The sequence below is a fragment of the uncultured Cyclobacterium sp. genome (assembly GCF_963977555.1).
Classification (GTDB): Bacteria; Bacteroidota; Bacteroidia; order Cytophagales; family Cyclobacteriaceae; genus Cyclobacterium.
Genome location: NZ_CAXBPD010000023.1, coordinates 25,995 through 46,081 on the forward strand (window position 1 = coordinate 25,995; position 20,087 = coordinate 46,081).

Annotated in this window: 14 protein-coding genes and 1 tRNA gene; 11 read left to right on the plus strand and 4 right to left on the minus strand. The window is 40.0% G+C overall.

Features of this window, described 5'->3' with window-relative positions; translation table 11 throughout:
* The first annotated feature begins 71 nt into the window (after nt 1–71).
* Nucleotides 72–1,298 (plus strand): cation:proton antiporter, encoded by a 1,227-nt coding sequence (locus AAC073_RS21715; protein ID WP_339925922.1) that lies wholly within the window; start codon nt 72–74, stop codon nt 1,296–1,298.
* Nucleotides 1,299–1,365: 67 nt separating this feature from the next.
* Here AAC073_RS21715 and AAC073_RS21720 read toward each other — a convergent pair whose 3' ends face one another.
* A complete protein-coding gene (locus AAC073_RS21720) occupies nt 1,366–2,586 on the minus strand; it encodes a DSD1 family PLP-dependent enzyme (RefSeq protein WP_339925923.1) in 1,221 nt (406 codons plus the stop codon).
* Between the two features lie 197 nt (nt 2,587–2,783).
* Here AAC073_RS21720 and AAC073_RS21725 point away from each other — a divergent pair, with 197 nt between their 5' ends.
* The 7 genes from AAC073_RS21725 (at nt 2,784) to AAC073_RS21755 (ending at nt 7,711) form a co-directional block, all read left to right on the plus strand.
* Nucleotides 2,784–3,806, plus strand: coding sequence for a zinc-binding dehydrogenase (locus AAC073_RS21725; RefSeq protein WP_339925924.1), 1,023 nt, complete (start codon nt 2,784–2,786; stop codon nt 3,804–3,806).
* Nucleotides 3,807–3,840: 34 nt separating this feature from the next.
* Nucleotides 3,841–4,002: a hypothetical protein gene (locus AAC073_RS21730; RefSeq protein ID WP_339925925.1), complete on the plus strand. Its 162-nt coding sequence runs from the start codon at nt 3,841–3,843 to the stop codon at nt 4,000–4,002.
* Nucleotides 4,003–4,089: 87 nt separating this feature from the next.
* Nucleotides 4,090–4,476, plus strand: a complete 387-nt coding sequence (locus AAC073_RS21735) for a VOC family protein (protein ID WP_339925926.1) — start codon at nt 4,090–4,092, stop codon at nt 4,474–4,476.
* Between the two features lie 11 nt (nt 4,477–4,487).
* Nucleotides 4,488–4,964: a DUF4199 domain-containing protein gene (locus AAC073_RS21740; RefSeq protein WP_339925927.1), complete on the plus strand. Its 477-nt coding sequence runs from the start codon at nt 4,488–4,490 to the stop codon at nt 4,962–4,964.
* 168 nt (nt 4,965–5,132) lie between these two features.
* Nucleotides 5,133–6,434 carry a DUF2254 domain-containing protein gene (locus tag AAC073_RS21745; RefSeq protein ID WP_339925928.1) on the plus strand — a complete coding sequence of 434 codons (1,302 nt, stop codon included), beginning with the start codon at nt 5,133–5,135 and terminating at the stop codon, nt 6,432–6,434.
* 134 nt (nt 6,435–6,568) lie between these two features.
* Nucleotides 6,569–7,108, plus strand: coding sequence for a hypothetical protein (locus tag AAC073_RS21750; RefSeq protein WP_339925929.1), 540 nt, complete (start codon nt 6,569–6,571; stop codon nt 7,106–7,108).
* Nucleotides 7,109–7,117: 9 nt separating this feature from the next.
* Nucleotides 7,118–7,711 (plus strand): hypothetical protein, encoded by a 594-nt coding sequence (locus AAC073_RS21755; RefSeq protein ID WP_339925930.1) that lies wholly within the window; start codon nt 7,118–7,120, stop codon nt 7,709–7,711.
* A 286-nt stretch (nt 7,712–7,997) separates the two neighbouring features.
* On the opposite strand, the gene AAC073_RS21760 is transcribed toward AAC073_RS21755, so the two are convergent.
* Entirely contained in the window at nt 7,998–9,491 is a 1,494-nt protein-coding gene (locus AAC073_RS21760; RefSeq protein WP_339925931.1) for a DUF1501 domain-containing protein, read from the minus strand.
* A 6-nt stretch (nt 9,492–9,497) separates the two neighbouring features.
* A complete protein-coding gene (locus AAC073_RS21765; protein WP_339925932.1) occupies nt 9,498–12,704 on the minus strand; it encodes a DUF1553 domain-containing protein in 3,207 nt (1,068 codons plus the stop codon).
* Between the two features lie 830 nt (nt 12,705–13,534).
* Here AAC073_RS21765 and AAC073_RS21770 point away from each other — a divergent pair.
* Entirely contained in the window at nt 13,535–16,660 is a 3,126-nt protein-coding gene (locus AAC073_RS21770; protein WP_339925933.1) for a TonB-dependent receptor, read from the plus strand.
* A gap of 18 nt (nt 16,661–16,678) precedes the next feature.
* A complete protein-coding gene (locus AAC073_RS21775; RefSeq protein WP_339925934.1) occupies nt 16,679–18,505 on the plus strand; it encodes a RagB/SusD family nutrient uptake outer membrane protein in 1,827 nt (608 codons plus the stop codon).
* A 338-nt stretch (nt 18,506–18,843) separates the two neighbouring features.
* Here AAC073_RS21775 and AAC073_RS21780 read toward each other — a convergent pair.
* Nucleotides 18,844–18,916 (minus strand) — tRNA-Lys (locus tag AAC073_RS21780).
* A gap of 111 nt (nt 18,917–19,027) precedes the next feature.
* On the opposite strand from AAC073_RS21780, the gene AAC073_RS21785 reads away from it, so the two are divergent.
* Nucleotides 19,028–19,753, plus strand: a complete 726-nt coding sequence (locus AAC073_RS21785; protein ID WP_339925935.1) for a hypothetical protein — start codon at nt 19,028–19,030, stop codon at nt 19,751–19,753.
* Nucleotides 19,754–20,087 lie beyond the last annotated feature (334 nt).

The window sequence follows — 20,087 nt, forward strand, 5'->3', positions numbered from 1 at the left end:
TAATGAGAAAACGCAGGGTTTTGATTAATTATTAAATAGGAGAAAACCCCCTAAACTAAAACCAACAATCTATGGCCCTACCCATTATTATTGTACTATGTGCTTTAATGCTTTTTGCATACTTTTTTGACATAACCTCTGCTAAAACAAAAATCCCGCCAGTGATTTTATTGTTTGCAATGGGGTGGTCGGCAAACCAGGCAGCGGCCTTTTTTGATCTTGACATTCCAGACTTGACTACGGTATTGCCCTTCTTAGGCACAATCGGTCTGGTGCTGATCGTTTTAGAAGGTGCACTAGAACTTGATTTTGATACTTCAAAATTATCATTTGTTGGTAAAACGATATTAATCGCCATAATTCCTGTAGTCGTTATTAGTTTTAGTCTTGCTTATGCCATTCAGTTTTTTGCAGAAGTGGAGTTTAAATCTGCTTTACTAAATGCCATTCCTTTTGCCATCATAAGTAGTGCTATTGCCATCCCATCTGTTCAAAATTTAAGGTCTGAAAACCGTGAGTTTGTAACGTATGAGAGTAGTGTTTCTGATATATTTGGAGTGCTTCTTTTCAATTTTCTCCTTGAGAAAAAGATCATGAACGTAAAAACCCTTGGCCTTTTCTTTGGAGAGATCGTCATGATCCTGATCGTTACTTTCTTTGCAACGATTATGTTGGCCTTTCTACTGAGCCGTATTAAGCATCCGGTGAAATTTGCACCGATTATACTTATGATCGTGCTGATTTTTGCTGTGTCTGAACTTTATCATTTACCTGCCTTGATTTTCATTTTACTATTTGGTTTGTTTATTGGTAACCTGAACCAACTGAAACAAAGTGTAATCGTTAAAAAACTGCACACCAAAAGCTTTAAGAAAGAAATTAAAAAATTCAAAGAGTTGACCATGGAGCTCACCTTTTTGATCCGAACGCTATTCTTCCTAGTATTTGGTTTTCTAATTGAAACCAATGAACTTTTCAATTCGGAAACTCTGATATGGTCCATTTCCATCACTGCTGGAATATTCCTACTTAGGGCCCTGGTATTAAAAGTTTTCAAAATAAACCTTTTGCCACTGATGTTCATTTCCCCCAGGGGTTTGGTCACCATCCTTTTGTACCTGAGTGTTCCAGTGGCAATGTCAGTATCTATAATCAATGATTCTTTGATTATTCAAGTAATTATATTGACTTCCTTGGCCTTGATGCTAGGCATGTGGACCTCAAAACCAAAATTGGGTAAAGAGGAAAAAACCAAGGAAAATGATGAGGAACAACAGAATGAAAGTTTGGCTGGTTAAGCCTTGTAATATTTAGGAAAGGTATCAACCAAGCTGGACTCTAGCGTACTTAGTTAATATCCATTAATTAGCGCGAATGCCCTCTAGCCATTATTGGTAGAATGCTTTCTACTTTGCCTTTACGAATGCCATATATCCGATCGTACAAGTTTACAGCTGGATCACAATGGGGGACTATTATTTCAAGTAGGTCTCCTGTATTGTACCTTTTATTGGCCGTCTCATAAGTAACCGTTCCATATTCATCAGATCCTGCGTTATAGCTAAAATTAGGCTCTCCTATTACTATACCACTCGGCTTATTGATAGTCAATGATTTGGCTCCAGCGTCTGTAATCAATCTATTAGGATGATTTGAATTAATAACCGATGCCAAGACAGTAAGGGATGGATCAAAATCATCGTACAGGGCTTCATTGCCTTCACTTCCTATGGCCATGTATTGGGTGTCCATAAACAAATAACTTCCTACCTGCACATCGGTAAAGCCTGGTACATCAGCCATCATATTGTAGGTGCCTGTACCAGCCCCACTAAATATTTCCATATTGAGTCCTGATTGATCCATCATGCTATAAGTTTCTGATACTGGTTCAAAAGTTTTTATGGTCCTTTCCAATCTTTTTTGGTAACCTTGAACATGCTGAGCCCCTCCATCGTAAGCCAAAATTCCTTTAAACCGTAAATTGGGCATTTGGTCAATGAGTTGCGCCAATTCTAATGCAGGCAGTCCCGTGGGTATTCCGGATCTCCTAATCACATCCAGATCGACGACAACATCGGCAATAATTCCTGCTTCCTTAGCAGCATCTTGCAGGTCTTGGGCATTTTGTTTATTGTCTACGGCCTGAATAAATCCTGCATGGGCATTTCGCAATTGCATTGCCTTTTTAATTTTAGCACTGCTGATATTTACCCCTGTCATCAGGACTTCGGAAATGCCATTTTCTAACATGACCTGAGATTCTGATAATTTGGCAGTACAAACACCAATGGCTCCTGCGTCCATCTGCATTTTAGCCAAGGCTGGACATTTATGTGTTTTTGTATGTGGCCTTACCCCAATTCCTGTTCCTTTGAGGTTTTCGTGCACCTTTTTCAGATTAGCCTCCATTATGTCCAGGTCCAGACATAGTGAGGGTGTTTCCAGCTCCCATTTGGAAAGGCCAATTTCATCCTGTCCAAATAAAGGCGCAGGTTTTGAAAAGGCATTTCCAGGAAATAGCGCAGCAGACCCGGCCATGCCAGTGAACTGAAGAAATTTTCTACGGTTGAAGTGGTTTTTCATCTTTTAGTGGTTTTATTATGGTTAAAAATATTAATTATTGTTGGTTTAACAACTGATTCAATCACTTTTGGCACACAATCCCTCCATAAAGATTTTGAATGGGGGAAACTGATTAACGTTCCTTACAATACTGGTAGCCAGTCCATCTGGAATTGGATTAAAATTGTATATTCATACTGAAATAAAAACCACCCTCAATGAAACAGGCAACAATAATTAAATATGGGCATGCTGCTGAGGCTTTTAAAATTCAAGAAACTACTTTGCCCGCACCCAAATCCAATGAAGTGCTTATTGAAGTGGAGGGTTTTGGTCTAAATTACGCAGACGTAATGGCAAGAAATGGTCTTTATAAAGAAGCCCCAAAGATTCCATTCGTTCCAGGCTATGAAGTAGTAGGAAGAATAATAAAAATTGGTACTGAAGTCCCTGAATATCTAATAGGCAAGCGAGTGGTGGCCTTTACAAGATTTGGTGGATACGCTACCAAAGCCGTAGCGGATTATAAGGCATTGGGGGTAATTTCAGAAGTAATTTCTGGGGGAGAAGCCTGTGCACTGGCCACCCAGTACTGCACCGCATATTACATGACCCACTATTTTCAGCAAATGCGCAAAGGAGAAATTGCCTTAGTGCATTCCTGTGCGGGTGGTGTAGGTACAGCACTCACCCAACTGTGTCACCTTAAGGGTGTAAAGGTGATTGGACTTTGTAGTTCAGATGAAAAAATGGAGTACCTGAAAGATTTAAAGGTAGATTACCCAATAAACTATACTCAAACAGATTATAAAAAATGGATCAATAAGAACTTGGGTAAACGCTCAGTGGATCATATTTTTAATGCTGTGGCAGGCAATAGTTTTAATATTGACTTAAAGCTGTTAGGCTACGGTGGTAAACTTTTTTGCTTCGGTGGTGCCGCCAGGAGTGGAAAAAAGAACAATTTTCTGAATGATATTTCCTTTTTGTTCAAAACCGGATTTGTTAGCCCTCTTTTTATGATGATGAAAGCCCAGGCACTTATTGGTGTGAACATGTTGCGCATTGCTGACCAAAAAGTAGCAATTATAGGAACCTGCCTGAATGAACTTATTCAATTGTACAACAATAAAGAAATCGCACCTAAAGTGGGGGGGACATTCCCAATTGAAAAGTTGGCAGAAGCGCACATGGCTTTAGAATCGGGAAAAAGTATTGGCAAAATTTATGTTTATTGGTAAGCCATACACTAATAAAGCGCAAAACTGGCCTCCTATGAACCCATCTTCAATTCTCAAATCCATCTACCAGCATCCTCAGTTGAATTCAGCTTCCGTAGAGGAAATTATTAAAGCCCATAAGAAGGTCTTTTTTAAAAAGAGTGAAATTATTTTAAAACAGGGACAGCAATCAAATGCCTATTATTGCATGGAGTAGCTAAAGAATAATGCATTTCTTGCCCTATGACAAGCGAAATTTTTCTTATATTATTTAATTTTCGAAATTAATCTAAACGAACAACTTATGAGCGCAAATGAAAATCCCGTAAACTGGTTTGAAATCCATGTTGAAGACATGGATAGGGCAAAGAAATTTTATAGCGAGGTATTAGACCAAAAGCTAGAAGAAATGCAAGTTCCAATTGGGGTAGAAGATCTTCAAATGGTGGCTTTCCCCTATGTTCATGGAGGAATTAATGCCTCTGGTGCATTGGTAAAGTCCAGTGAAATGAAACCTGGAACAGGAGGCACCTTGATTTATTTCTCGTGTGAGGACTGTGCGAATGAACAAAGTAGGGTGGAATCAGCTGGCGGCAATGTATTGCAACCTAAATACCAAATAGGCGAACATGGCTATTGCGCCGTTTGTATGGATACAGAAGGAAATACCTTTGGGCTTTATTCAATGTAAAAGAAAAAGCAATGAAAAAATACGCCATTGAAATTAAATGGGGAGTAATTTTCGCCATTATGGGATTGGTATGGATGTTTATAGAGCGTTCAGTGGGCTTGCATGATGACTTAATTGCACATCATGCGACCTACACCAATTTGATCGCTATTCCTGCAATCGCCATTTATGTTTTTGCTTTGCTGGAAAAGCGTAATGTTTATTATCATGGCAAAATGACTTATTGGCAGGGATTCAAAACTGGTTTATTAATTACCTTGGTAGTCACCATCCTCACTCCTTTGACCCAGTGGATCACCCTTTCAATCATTACGCCCCAATATTTTGAAAATGTAATAGCCTATGCTGTAGAGAATGGAAAAATGACCCAGCAGGAGGCCAATGATTATTTTAATCTGAAAAGTTATATGATACAAAGCATCTTGGGAGCTCCTATCATGGGAATAGTTACTTCAGGCATAGTGGCCGCATTTACGATGAAAAAGTGAAAACTGTTTTGATTTAAATGGCCTTAGACCTAATGTTTTAACCTATTAAGGGTAACATTAAATCAACTTACTTCACTAAAATGATCACTATTACACTTGAAAGCTCTGTTTGGTAGGAAATCAAGGGTTATTTGGTAACTTGAAGTTAGTTACGCAAAAAATTTAAGTATGAAAAAATTGCTTTTTTGGTGGTCTAAACTCAAGTCTACTTTTTGGTTTGTGCCTGTTTTGATTATTGCCCTTGGAATAGCACTACCATTTTGGCTTGTTTATTTAGACAACAGTCATGCATTTGAGCCTAAAGGAGGCTGGAAATATTTGTTTCCCAGCAGTCCTAATGCTGCCAAAGATATCCTATCAACCATTGCTGGCGCCATGATTGGAGTAGCGGGAACAGTGTTCTCAATTACCCTGGTAGCCTTAACACTGGCAAGTAGCCAATTTGGTCCAAGGCTAATAAATAATTTCATGTATGACAGAATCAATCAGACGGTATTAGGGACTTATGTTTCCTTGTACATTTATTGTTTGATTGTGCTTAACACCGTAAAAGACACGGATCAATTGGAATTTGTGCCTATCATTTCTGTATTTTTCGCGCTATTGATGACCATCGGCAATATCGTGTTGCTGATTATTTTTATCCATCATGTGGCCAGTAGCATACAGGCAGACAATATTATTGGCAAAATTTCTAAAAATCTTTCCAAAAATTTAGAAATTCTTTTTCCTGAACAAATAGGAAAAGCTGCAGCATCCTCCTTTGATTTAGAGCAGATCAAAGCCAAATTTACCTATTCTATGCCTCTCAAAAGTAATAAAGAAGGTTATTTACAGTATGTGGATCCTGAAAAAATAATGGATTATGTATCCAGCAAAGATCTTTTCATTGAACTTTATTTTCGGCCTGGGGACTATTTGTTTTTAGACAGAGAAATTGGCAAGGTTTACGCGCATAAAGACCTGTCTGAAGAAGAACTGGAGCCTCTAAAAAACAATTTTCTCACTGGCAGAACACGTACTTCCCAGCAAGATGCTGAACATGCCATCCACCAGATGGTGGAAATCGCTGCCCGAGCCTTGTCTCCCGGTATCAATGACCCCTATACTGCCATTGCCTGTATTGACAACCTTAGCAATACCATGGCTTATCTGACCACTGTACAGTTTCCTTCACCCTATAGAATAGGCGACCAGGACAGATTGAGGATCTATGCCAACGCCCTTACTTTTGAAGGCATGATGGGGGCTGCGTTCAATGCTATCCGTCAATATGCGAAGGCAAATCCTCCAGTAATTATTCACCTAATGGAGGCCATGATTACCCTGTCGGATTTTGCAGTAGAACAGCAACACAAGGAGGTGATAAAAAAGCATGCAAAAATGATCCTTAACCTGGCAGAACTTTCCATTGATGAAAAAAATGACCTTGAGGACCTACAGAAGCGATTTGATGCGATACAGCAATAGCTTTAAAAGTGCATGTTTTTTTCTACTAACTTATTAATACAACACCCTAATTCATAGTTTGTTAGGTATTCAAGTTCAGGTAAAGAGGTCTAAATCAGCAAATAGGCAAGAATTTTTTCTAATTTTGTAATGCTATGAAGAAATTTGCTTTTGTTATTTTTCTAAACTTGGTGGTTTTAGTCACTTTTGCGCAGCAATATGATATTGGTATTCATACTGGTCTGTTTTCGTCAACTGGTATTGGGATATACAATAATAGTACCCCTGGCCCTTACTATGGAATAAAGTTTGACTACCACCTTAATTATAAATTCTCCTTATCATCCAATTACACATTCGGAAGTTTTGAGCATACACCGTATAATCAAACGATGAAAATCCGAGAAAACGTGGATCTCTTTTACTTGACTTTTCAAAAAAGGTATTACCTAAAAAGGGATTGGCTACTGGCAGTGGGAACAGGTATTGGCTACTATTTAGAACATAGCAATGAAATTGACCCCGTCACACAAATCACTGAATACAGTAGAGATTTTATTATGCCGGTGGAGTTAAATATTAATAAAAACATTGGAGGAAATCTTTTTGCCGGTGTCAAGACAGGTTTCTTTTTTACTCCTTTTTATAGCATTGGATCATTTCATTTAGGTCCGGAAATTCGGTACCGTTTTTAATCAGCGTTTATGCGTAAGTTTTTTATCATCATAGGAATTATAATTTGTAAAATAGGTTTGGTATCTGGGCAAAACCTGGAAATTCATTCTAGTCTAGGATCCTTCAGCATCCCCAATGGAAAACGTGTTGAAGCTCCGACCTCCGGTTCAAATGTGAACCTAGGCTTCTATTATCAATTAAACAAACACTGGTCCATCGGTATAGATCTAAATCGATCCTCAAACAATTATTATCGTGAATCTATGGCAGGTTTTCAGCTACCCCTTGAAGGAACAATAATTTCAGATCATTTTTCATTTTTGATTAACAAAAAAATTACACTTCCTCATTCAATTATATTGGAAGGAGGAATAGGGCTAGGAATCTTCGTGGATATGGAAAATTACTTTATGCCTGTTTATTATGATGAGGATGAGCAGGATTATAGGGGTGTATACAATGTAGATGAATACTCTAAAGGCATAACTTTCCCAGCACAATTCAGTGTAAGAAAAGAATTTTCTAATAAAGTCAGTATAGGTATTGAAGCCGGAGCGTTTTATGACCAATTTTTAAATAATAGAGGCCTATATTTTGGCCCCAGAGTCAGTTATTATCTTTAAGTCAAAATCTGCAGCAATAAATTTATCATTAGGTTTAATTCCATTCCATTTAAACCCGGATTTGAAAAAATGGAAAAATGCAATGCAATGAAGAGATTTTGTCAGCATTGTTGCAGAAAAAAGAGCAACAATGCCGCCAAAATCGTAATATGCTCATTATTTTCTACCAGGGGCTCACACCCCTGGCTACAAATATGCCACCCTTATAGGGTTTTTAGATTCATAGAAATTCACGTCCAATAGTAACATTGTAAATATATAAAACGCTTGAAAGATTCAGTTAAAATTACGTAAAAAGATCATTGACAACATTCCCTGCCACATCGGTAAGGCGATACCTTCTGCCTTGGTGTTTGAAGATGAGTTTTTCGTGATCCACCCCAAATAGGTGCATTAAACTAGCATGAAAATCATGCACATGCACCGGATCCTGGGTCACATTGTATCCAAAATCATCCGTGGCCCCATAGGTGAAACCTGGCTTTACTCCGGCTCCTGCCATCCACATGGTAAAGCAACGGGGATGATGGTCTCTTCCATAATTATCAGCCGTCAATGTTCCCTGACTGTAAACGGTTCTTCCAAACTCTCCCCCCCATACCACTAAGGTATCTTCTAGCAATCCTCTTTGCTTAAGGTCCTTAATGAGGGCAGCAGTGGCTTGATCTGTTTTGGCACATTGGTTTTTTATGCCATTAGGCAAGTTTCCATGTTGGTCCCAACCTTGATGGTAAAGCTGAACAAACTTCACATCTTTCTCTATTAGCTTCCTGGCCAAAAGGCAATTGGCAGCATAAGTTCCAGGGTCACGGCTTTCTTCACCATACAAATCAAATACCCAATCCGGTTCATCCGACATGTCTGAAACTTCAGGAACAGACGTTTGCATACGGAAGGCCATTTCATATTGGGCAATTCTCGCATTGATCTCGGGATCCCCATAGGTGTCATACTGGATGCCGTTCAAGTCCTTGAGGTAATCGAGCATTTCCTTTCGATCATGTCCGTCATAGTTCTCTGGGTTACTCAAGAAAAGCACCGGATCTTTTCCTGACCTGAATTGTACCCCCTGATGTTGGGATGGCAAAAAGCCATTGCCCCAAAGTCTGGCATACAAGGGTTGATCCCTCACCGCATTTTTGGACACCAAAACCACAAAGCCAGGCAAATTTTGATTTTCTGAACCTAGTCCATAGGAAAGCCAAGCCCCCATAGAGGGTCTACCTGGCAGCTGGTGGCCAGTTTGCATAAAGGTTATGGCAGGATCATGATTTATCTGTTCCGTGATCATGGATTTGATGAAGCAAAGTTCATCCACCACCTCCGCCGTATGGGGCATTAGCTCACTCACCCAGGTGCGGCTTTTTCCATATTGCTGAAATTTAAAATTCGACTGTGCAACGGGAAAAATACTTTGATTGGCACTCATTCCCGTAAGTCGCTGTCCTCCCCTGATGGATTCAGGAAGGTCTTTTCCATGCATATCGCTTAAGCCTGGCTTGTAGTCAAAAAGGTCAAGCTGGGACGGCCCTCCACTTTGAAAAAGATAAATAATCCGTTTCGCTTTAGGCGCGTGGTGAGGAAGTCCGGGTAGAGCTGTTCCAAGACTGGTATTCATGTCTTTCGCCATCAGCCCATCATCCGAAAATAAGGAAGCTAGCGCCAGGCCACCCATTCCCATGGCTGTTTTGGTAAGAAAATGCCTTCGATCAATTTTCTTCTCCAGCTCATTAAGGTCTGGATTTCCTTTGAAAAGGTGATTTTTATGGTGATTGCACATAGTGAATTATCTTTTGGTAATGGTAGCATCAGCATTCAGAATAGCACTTGCTACAACTGTATTGGCAGCCCACTGGTACCTGTCCGGCTTTTCTTTGATGGGATAGGCTCCCTTATTCAGCCATCCATCCATTTTTTCTGGTGCCTCTTTAAACTTTTTGAGCTCTACTTCCCTTAATTTTATCAGCAGTGCCAATTCATTTTCTTTTGGAAACCTACCGGTAAGCTTTCTAAATACATCTTGAATGGCTTTGCTTGTATCTTGTTGGGTGGCAATCTGCATGCCCATGACCTTTGCAATTTCTACATAAATAGGGTCATTCATCAATACCAAGGCTTGTAGTGGCGTATTGGTTTCCTGCCTTTTAATTGTCACCTCGGATCTTTCCGGAGCATCAAAAATATGTAAGGTAGGGTTGGGAACAGATCTTTTCCATAAAGTATAAAGACTTCTTCTGAAAAGATTCTCCCCTGTATCTTCTACATATTGGCCGCCATTTACCGACCACAATCCATCTGGCTGATAAGGTTTTACACTCGGACCTCCCAAAGCTTTCCCGAGCATATTACTAGCATATAGGGCGTTGTCACGAATCATTTCTCCAGGCATCCTACCTGATGGCCCTCTAGCCAACCATATATTATCCCCATCTTTCTCTTTCAATTCCTTCCCGGTAAGGGAAGATTGCCTGTAAGTAGCAGACATAAGGATCATTTTCTGCATCTTTTTAACATCCCAGCCGGTTTCTCTGAAAGTAACTGCTAACCAATCCAGCAATTCTGGGTGACTTGGCATTTCCCCTTGGTTACCAAAATCTGAAGAAGTGGCTACCAATCCCCTTCCAAAAAACTGTTGCCAAAGACGGTTCACGGCTACCCGCGCGGTTAGCGGGTGCTTCTCATTCACCAGCCAACGAGCTAGACCCAATCGGTTTTTTGGATAATCCTCCGGCATAGGAAGAATGGAGGCAGGGGTATTGGTCTCCACCTCCTCGCCGTGCGCTGCATATTCACCACGCTCAAGTATGTAAGTCGTTCTTTTTGGCTCCATGTCATCCATCACCATTACTTCTTGTACCGGCTCCACGGCTGCAGAATGTTCCGTGCGAGCGGCTTCTAATTTTTTCAACTGGTTTTGGTATTTTGAAGAAAGGTTGTTCCAATAAAAAATTGCAAAGGTCTTTCTTTCCTCAATACTTAAATCTTTGGCGCTCTTTTTCACCTTTTTAGCAAATAGCGATGGTTGAATCCATTCCAAAATTTCTAAAGGTGTCAACTCCTTATTAAAAATAGTAAGTTCATCAACAGCGGCACCCTTCAGTCCTCTTCCTCGCCAGACAGCACCCACCTGAATACCAGGCTGATTGCCTCTGTCAAACAGTATGTCTTTGTATAAATTGTCTCTGGACATTTCACTGGCCATTAATTCTCCATTGGCATAAGTCTTTATTCCTTTGGCTTTAGAGGAGCCATCATAGGTCATCAACAAATGAACCCACTCGTCTCTTGGAATGCCTTCCAAGGTATAGTTGCTTATAACATTGTAAGGGGCCGTATGGGCAAGAATCATTTCCAGTCTATTGTCTTTCAAATACAGGTGATAACCTCTTCTATTGTACAATACAGCACCATCCCCGGTATGGAAGATAACGCCATTTTCAAGGTTTTCAGGGATTTTTACCCATATCCCTACACTAAAAGACTGGTCTTTGGAAAAACTACCTACCCCTCCCATTTTCAGCCAGCCATCACCGTTTAGTGAGGCTGCTTTTCCTCGATAGCCTTCCACTAATTCGGGCTGCTTGCTGGCTTCACCGGTACTTTCCATAACTCCCTTAACAGCAGGTTTTATCCTATCCTGCAAGGGAACCTTATCGAAATCAAAATGCGCAATTAGTGATTTGCTGGGTTTGTAGAATCGGGTGTTTTTGTAGGATTCACTATTTATCCAGGCATCAAAATCAGCTTTTTCGGTAATTTTGATGTTATCCAAAGCCACTTCTGCCGCGGTTATCTCATTCTTTAACAGCTTAAGCAACTCATCTTTTTTATCATCCGTCCACAACATGGTCGGTACAGGCATGGCATTGTCCCAGGAAATTTGTCCTGCCTCGTCTACCTGGTTGAAAAAGCTGCTCAATTGAAAGTATTCCTTTTGGCTTACAGGATCGAATTTGTGGTCATGACACCTGGCACATTCCAGGCTTAGGGCCATAAAAGCCTTGCCAAGCGTATTCGTCCTGTCCGCTACATATTCCACCCTAAACTCTTCCTGAACGATACCGCCCTCCATATTTTGAGGGTGAATGCGGTTAAAAGCGGTGGCCAGTTTTTGTTTTTTGGTCGGATTGGGCAGTTGGTCTCCTGCCAATTGTTCTATGATGAACTGGTCATAAGGCATGTTTTGATTGTAGGCTTCTATCACCCAATCCCTCCAGGGAGACATGTCCCTGAACCTGTCTACGGTATAGCCATGGGTATCTGCAAACCTGGACAAGTCCATCCAAAACATCGCCATCTGTTCCCCATAATGCGGTGAGCTGAGCAAACGGTCAACTTGCTTTTCATAGGCATTTTCCGAATCATCTGCTAAAAAGGCATCCAAATCCTCTAAATTGGGTGGCAGTCCGGTTACATCTAAGCTTAACCTACGCAAGAGTAATTCCTTTGAGGATGATGGACTGGGTTCGAATCCATGCTCTACGAGTTTCTGACCTATAAACAGGTCTATGGGTTGATTCGACCAATCCTTGATCTTCGGTTCAGGAAGCGCTGGCATTTTTGGGGGGATAAAGGCCCAGTGAGGTTGGTAATTGGCACCTGATTCGATCCACTTTATAAGTATTGCTTTTTGCCTGTTGGTTAAAGTGAGGTGGGATTCGGGGGTGGGCATCTGGAAATCTGGATCTTCGGAAATGATCCGATGAAAGACCTCACTTTGGTTTAATTTTCCAGGACTAATTGGTATTTTCCCGCTTTCCTTGGTAGTAGCATAGGCTGCTTCAGGAAGGTCCAGCCTCATACCTGCTTCCCTGGCAGCTTCATCAGGGCCATGGCAGGAGAAGCAATTGTCCGAAAGGATAGGTTTCACATGAATATTAAAGTCCACCTGCCTTGGTAGTTCTTCCATAGCCTGGGCTATTGGATCAGGTAAATTGGGTTTACAGGACAATCCCATGAATACCAGAAATATATAAATCAATCTGTGATGCATTGTCTTCCTTAGGTTAATTTATTGTCAAAATAAATTTAGTCGAAATTTAGTCGATTTCCCATATTTTTTGAAGATATCATAGAATGAGTCAATTAAAAACTAGGCCAAATTCATTAAACATATTAGTTATCCTACTCATCTGATTTAAAAGTTCCTCCTACTTGACCAGCTAGATGACGGGGGATGACGGAAAGCGGTTGGCAGATAAACGACAGGATGGATTATTCTGCTTGTAGGATTGGAACAAATGATTTCTATTAACTATCACTTTGTATAAAGGTTGAATTTACCAAATTGATTATCTGCCTTTCCCAATTTTTCCAATTCTGAACTTTGTACATAACGTGAATCGCATTTAATTCGGATGCCGCCAATTTTTTAAAAAAAATGCTGAGGTTAAAGGGATCGAAGAACTCAAAATCAAGGTAAACGTAGGTCATACGTCCTTAACCATAGGAGTCAAACTATAACCAAATTTCACCCTTTTGAATACCATAAATCGAACAAAAAAATGCTTTAAATGAACTGATATATAAAAATCCGTTTGAAATAAAAGGTTACTTATATTAAAATATATATAATAATATCAAAGCATATATAATAAAAGTATTCCATTATTATATGTTATTTTTTCAAAATTAAAATTATATTGGGAAGGATTGGTTTACCAATAAACCAAATGATACCTGTTGACTACTGCATCAATCAATAGATACAAACAGGAAGTGTGCATTTGGAGAGGCTCCTCTTCAAGCGGTGGGGTTCTGAATTTACAGGACCCTTTCTAAAAGAACAAAACTTAATATATAATAAACCCAAAAACCCATAGTATGAAAAAAGCACTTTTCCAATCGCTTTTCAGGATCATCAATTTTTCCTTTTTAGCCATTCTAGGACAACTTTTGATGGTTGGCAGTTCGTTTGCAAATGGAGAACTCATAGATGTCTCAGGTACAGTTACCTCATCTAACGGAGAGCAAATTCCCGGTGTCAGCATATTAGTAAAGGGCACAGTTACAGGTACAGTCACTGACCTTGATGGTACCTATTCTCTTAATGTGCCGAATGAAGATGATGTTCTGGTTTTTTCCTCCATTGGATATCTTACTCAAGAAGTGCCCTTGAATGGTAGGGCTGTAATTGACATTATCTTGGATGAAGATGTCCAAGGCCTGGATGAAGTAGTGGTAGTAGGATATGGAACCCAGAAAAAAGTCAATGTAATTGGTTCTGTGACAACCATAGGCAGTGAAGAATTGAGTGCTGCTCCAGTCTCCACTATTTCAAATGCTTTAGCAGGTCGTCTACCGGGAGCTATTGTTCAACAAACTAGTGGTGAACCGGGCAATGACCAAGCATCTATTTTGGTGAGAGGAAGTTCCACCTTGGGCAATAACAATCCTTTAATCGTTATTGACGGAATACCAGGACGGGACTTGAATTCAGTTCCAGCCAACAATATTGAAAGTATCACCGTACTTAAAGATGCATCAGCTGCAATTTATGGCTCTAGGGCTGCAAACGGTGTTATCCTTGTTACTACCAAAGGTGGGTTAAAGAATACTCCCGCCACCTTCAGGTATGAATTTTACGAAGGATTTCTATCACCTACCATGGTTCCTGAAATGGCAGACGCCCCCACCTATGCACAGATGATCCGAGAAATGCAATCTTACAGGGGTGTGGACGAAGCAAACATGTCTTTTTCCTTAGAAGATATTGAAAAATACAAAGCAGGAAATTTACCTTGGACGCATCCCAATACGGATTGGTTTGATGCTGGACTTGCTGATTACAGCAGAAACCGCAGCCATAATTTCTCTGTTAGTGGCGGAGGTGAATCTGTCAATTATTATGCGGCTTTAGGTACCCAATATGATGGCGGAATTTATTCCAATTCTGCCAGTTCATTTAATCGGTATAATCTAACGACAAATGTAGACGTAAAAGTCAACGAATATTTAGATGTAGGTATTAATATTATAGCTTCTCAAGAAAAAAGGATGTTCCCTACCAGAGGTGCAGGAACAGTATTTGCGCATTTGATTAGAGGTTATCCTACAGAAACAGCAACTTGGCCCAACGGCTTACCAGGGCCTGATGTAGAACGCGGAGACCAACCCCTTGTTATCTCATCATTTGAACCAGGATACGATGATGACAGGCGATACCGAAGCAATAACACGCTTTCTGCTAATTTAAAAATTCCCGGAGTCGAAGGTTTGACACTTTCCAGTTATTATGCTTATGATATTTACTTCAAGCAAAGAAAATTGTTCGAAAGACCTTTTAACCTTTATCACTTGGACGTAGGAGGGTATTTGGCGGCAGGTAATACCGGTAGTGAAGATGGGTCGGCATTTCTCACCGGAATCCCCAGTGGTCAGGCACCAGAGCCAAGACTTAGAGATTTCTTTGACAATACCATTACAAATACTTTTAACTTAAAGTTGAACTATGACAAAACCCTTAATGGGATCCACAATATCAGCACTTTTATTTCCTACGAAAATTCTGAATATACAGGTCAGGGAATTGAAGCATTCAGAAGATATTTTGTTTCAGATAAGCTACCCTACCTGTTCGCTGGAGGAAATGCTGAAAAAGATAACGGTGGATGGATTGATATAGATGCTCGGGTAAATTATTTTGGTAGGTTTAGTTATAATTTTAAGGAAACTTACTTATTCCAGTTTAGTTTCCGTAGGGACGGTTCCCTTAGGTTCTCAGAAGAAAGCGGCCGTTGGGGAAATTTCCCGGGGGTGCTTGCTGGTTGGAATGCTTCCAATGAAGATTTTTGGAAAGAAAATATTGGCTTTATTGATTTTTTCAAAATCAAAGCATCTTGGGGTAAAATGGGGAACGATCTGGTAAATCCATTCCAATACCTTACAAGTTATGAGTTTGACCAAGGCACCGTATTTGGATCAGGTAGGAATTATAACACTGGTCTAAACCTAACCGGAACACCAAACCCTTTTATTACTTGGGAAGTGGCCAATGTATACAATGCAGGCTTTGAGTCAAATTTCTTAGACGGAAGGTTGAGTTTAGATACCGAATTTTTTTATGAAAGAAGAAACAATATTCTTGTTCAAAGGAGTGCTTCAGTTCCCAACTACACCGGCATCTCCTTACCGGATGAAAATTTTGGCATTGTTGACAACAAGGGGTTTGAAGTTATTCTAGGATACAACGACCAAAAACCAAAGTTCTCTTATGGAATAAATGGGAACCTTGCTTTTGCCCGTAACAGTGTAATTGAATTTGACGAACCGGAACGAAATGTTCCTTGGCAGGTTCAGACCGGTTATCCTCAGGGTTCTGCTTTGCTTTATCGATCAATAGGTGTTTTCAGGGATGAAGAGCATGTAAATTCCCTGCCCCATGTTCCTGGTGCACGCCCTGGTGACATTATCATCGAAGACTATGATGACAATGGCATCATTAATAACGACGACAGAACCTTGTATGACAGGACAACCAATCCACAAATCACCTATGGTCTTTCTTTTAATGTTAAGTATGAAAATTGGGAATTAAGAGGACTGGTGCAGGGTGCAGGAAGAGCAATGAGATTAATGTACACAGAGTTGCAAGGTAGTTCAGGCAATTATTTTCAATATGATGCTGAAGGCAGGTGGACTCCCGATAATATTAATGCAGATAAGCCCAGAGCATTTGAAAGAGAAGAGGAATATTGGCGGTTAAATTTTAGGACAGACTATTCCTATCACAATACTTCTTATGCTCGCCTAAAGAACCTCCAGCTTTCCTACACTATTCCCTCTCATCTTTTAGAGGCAGTTCAAGTTTCCACTGCGAGAGTGTTTGTTTCAGGTCAAAACTTATTCCTGATTCATGCCGGAACTGATATTATGGATCCTGAACTGGGAAATCTAAATAACTATCCAATCATGAGAGTCCTTTCGTTTGGTACAAGTGTTTCTTTCTAATTAGATTTAAAAATCGCCATGAAAAAATATATAAACATTAACATTTTATCAGTTTTTCTACTTTTGATGTCTTCCTGCGTAGAAGAAGTTTTGGATAAAGCCCCTTTAGACAGATATGCTGAGGAGCTGGTTTGGTCGGACATCAACCTTGCCAATAGCTATCTTAATACTGCCTATCGTAATATGTCAAGTGGGTTCAACTCCAATTTAAACCTCGCCGGGGTGTCTGACCATACCTTTTTTATTCATATTTATGGAACAGATGTTTATGTGCAGGGGAATATAACTCCTTCCAATATGGGACCATTCAATCATACTCGGTTCAGGTTTCTTAATTGGCAGCTATTCGATAATATTCAAATCATCAATACCTTCCTTGAAAACATAGATAAGGTAGTAGAAAACACAACAGAAACTGAACGAGAAGCAGTAAAAATAAAAGCTGAAATTTTGAAAGGAGAAGCCATATTCCTCAGAGCCTTTGCCTATGCCCAGATGGTTCGAACCTTTGGAGGCCTTCCTATATTAACAGCGCCTTTCGGAATAGGAGATGATTATCTAGGAACACCAAGGGGGTCTTTTGAAGAAACAATTGATTTCATAGTGCAGGATTGTGACAATGCTGCAAACCTTCTTTTACCAAAAGATGAAATGGAAATGGGTAGGGCAACCAAAGGAGCCGCATTGGCACTCAAGTCCCGTATTTTGTTATTTGCAGCCAGTGACCTTACCGCTGATGGTACCGCTGAAAATAAATATGTGGGTTATGAAAACCCCGATAGAACCGCACTTTGGTTAGCAGCAAAAAATGCATCGAAGGCAGTTATTGATATGAACACCTATTCTCTTGCAGATTTTGGAGCTCCAGATAAAGAGGCAGTGGCTAACAATTATTATGATTTTTTCAGACAAAAGGATCTTTCCAACAATGAGGTGATTTGGGGTAAAATGTTTGTAGCTGATGTTGGGGAACGACATAGAACTAACTTGTGGCAGGGACCCAACGGATTATCAAACTATGGAAGCAATAACCCTACTCAGGATTTAGTAGATACCTACCAAATGGAAGATGGTTCTAGCTTTTCGGATCATTTCACGCTAGATGAAAATAGTTATTATCAGAATATTTCTGATAAGTACCAAAATGAAAACCCCTACTATCATCGTGAACCGAGGTTTTATGGTTCCATATTATATGATAGTGCACATTGGCAACCACGATTTTCAGACCTGCAAGAAAGAGATCCTTTAGGTATATATGACCGACGCACCCGTATAACCACACAAGGAGGCAATGAGGTAAGCAGCCTGGTTGGCATTGATACCCGTCAAGGACCTGTACATTCATGGAATGCCGGCTACACCGGTTATTTGATGAAAAAGATGATGGACCATGAAGTTATTGGCAAGGACCAATACAATGAGAATGTATGGATATGGCTGAGATACGCTGAGATAATTTTGGACTATGCTGAAGCCAGCTTAGAGCTAGGAGACATTCAAGAGGCAGCAACCTATATCAATATGATCAGAAACCGGGCCGGCATGCCTGATTTCACTGGAGACATTGAGGAAGCACTTCGGTATGAAAGAGAAATTGAATTTACTTTTGAAAATATCCGTTGGTTTGACATCAGGAGGTGGAAGGTTCTTGAGGAAAAATTAGACGATGCCAAAGGTATTGAGATTGTCGAAACCCGTAACTTGGATGAAGGGACAGTTAACACCATCTGGAGACGATTAACGGTTCAGGATCGTACAGTAAACCAAAAAATGTATTGGATACCTATTCCAAATGATGAAATGAACAAAGCCCCTCATTTGGTACAAAATCCCGGCTATTAATGTTCGCGAAAAGGAATGGTAAAAACTAGAAAGATAATAATGCAAGATGGTAATAGGTAACTAATGTCATCCAGCATAAATTGTGGTGACCTTTTATAATCTTTGCGATTAAATTGTGCTAAATGATTAAGCAAAGGGTTATAGCTGATGGTTCCTGCTCTTGAGGGCTGAACTTCGTCAATAACCTTCCTCAGATTAAAACTAGAAGGAAAACTCAGTATAATAGGAGGGTATTTATCTATATAAAAACCATTACAGCAGACCCTCTCAAGCACCTATAAGCCCTTTAAGTATAAAAAAAAGCCTGTTCAAATGAACAGGCTTTTTTAATTTTGATGTGATCCCGCTGGGGTTCGAACCCAGGACCCTAACATTAAAAGTGTTATGCTCTACCAGCTGAGCTACAGAATCAAAATTCCAATTTTTAGACCTCTTTTTTCAAGGCTTAATAACAAAAGAAAACTTGGTTTTTCGCCTTACTTTCCCGTAATTGGAATGCAAACTTAAAGGACTAAATTGAAAATGCCAAATCTTAGACGGATCTTTCTTGTTTTTTTATCAGGTTTTTCTCTGCTGTTTTCACATCAGGCTGATAGTCAGGTCAGCGGAAATAGCAGTTTGTCAACCGCAGATAGCATCTTTTCAGAGAAAAAGTACAAAGAGGCTTTGCAACTTTATGAAACTATTCTTTACGAAGAAGAAGCCTACTCTCCAGCGATGCTGTTAAAAATGGGTTTTATTTCTGAAGGCTTAGGAGATTATGGTAAAGCATCCCTTTATTTATCTAAATATTATGATTATAACCCCAACCCTGAGGTCATTGATAAAATCAAATCACTGACTGGGCAAGCTTCACTTGAAGGTTATCAGGTTTCGGACCAGGATAGGTTTCTTCGATTGCTCTTGGATTACAAAACCATAATTACAGGCAGTGCCGCTTTGCTAATGGTAGTATTCTTGATAATGGTATTTGTATTTCCGAAAAAACGCACTGTTTTCTACTATCCTGCACTACTGTTATTGGTGGTGACCTTTGCCAGCAACAATTTCCTGAATAAGCCTGATACAGGTATTATTACCGGAGGTCCAGTACTTATTATGGATAGCCCCTCTGCAGCGGGGAATCTAGTAAGAAGGGTTGAGGCTGGCCATAGGGTGACCATTTCTTCCAGCAAAGACATGTGGTATCAGGTAAAGTGGGGCAACAAAGATGCCTACATCCGCAAATCAGATATCTCTAAAATTTAGGCATTAGGCTTCAAATTATACGTAGATCAGCAATCTGGAAGTATATACATTTCGGGTAAGGTTGTTGTGCTATATACGGTAATTTGAAAATGAACTAGCAAAATCATGGATTTGAAATAAGCATCGAAATTTCTGTCCAAACCAGTCTCTGCTCTTGCTGCGTTTCCTTCAGGGGAAAGCCTGTAATATCAAGAAAACCGCGCTATTTGGAAATTGAGTCTTGGTAAGGCTAGGGTCAAAAAAGCCTGTTGAATGTGCCAGATAAACTACTTGTGAAGGAAATTGGGCAACCTCTTAAGGGGTAAACAAAATGGAGTCAAGCAACGAAACTCAA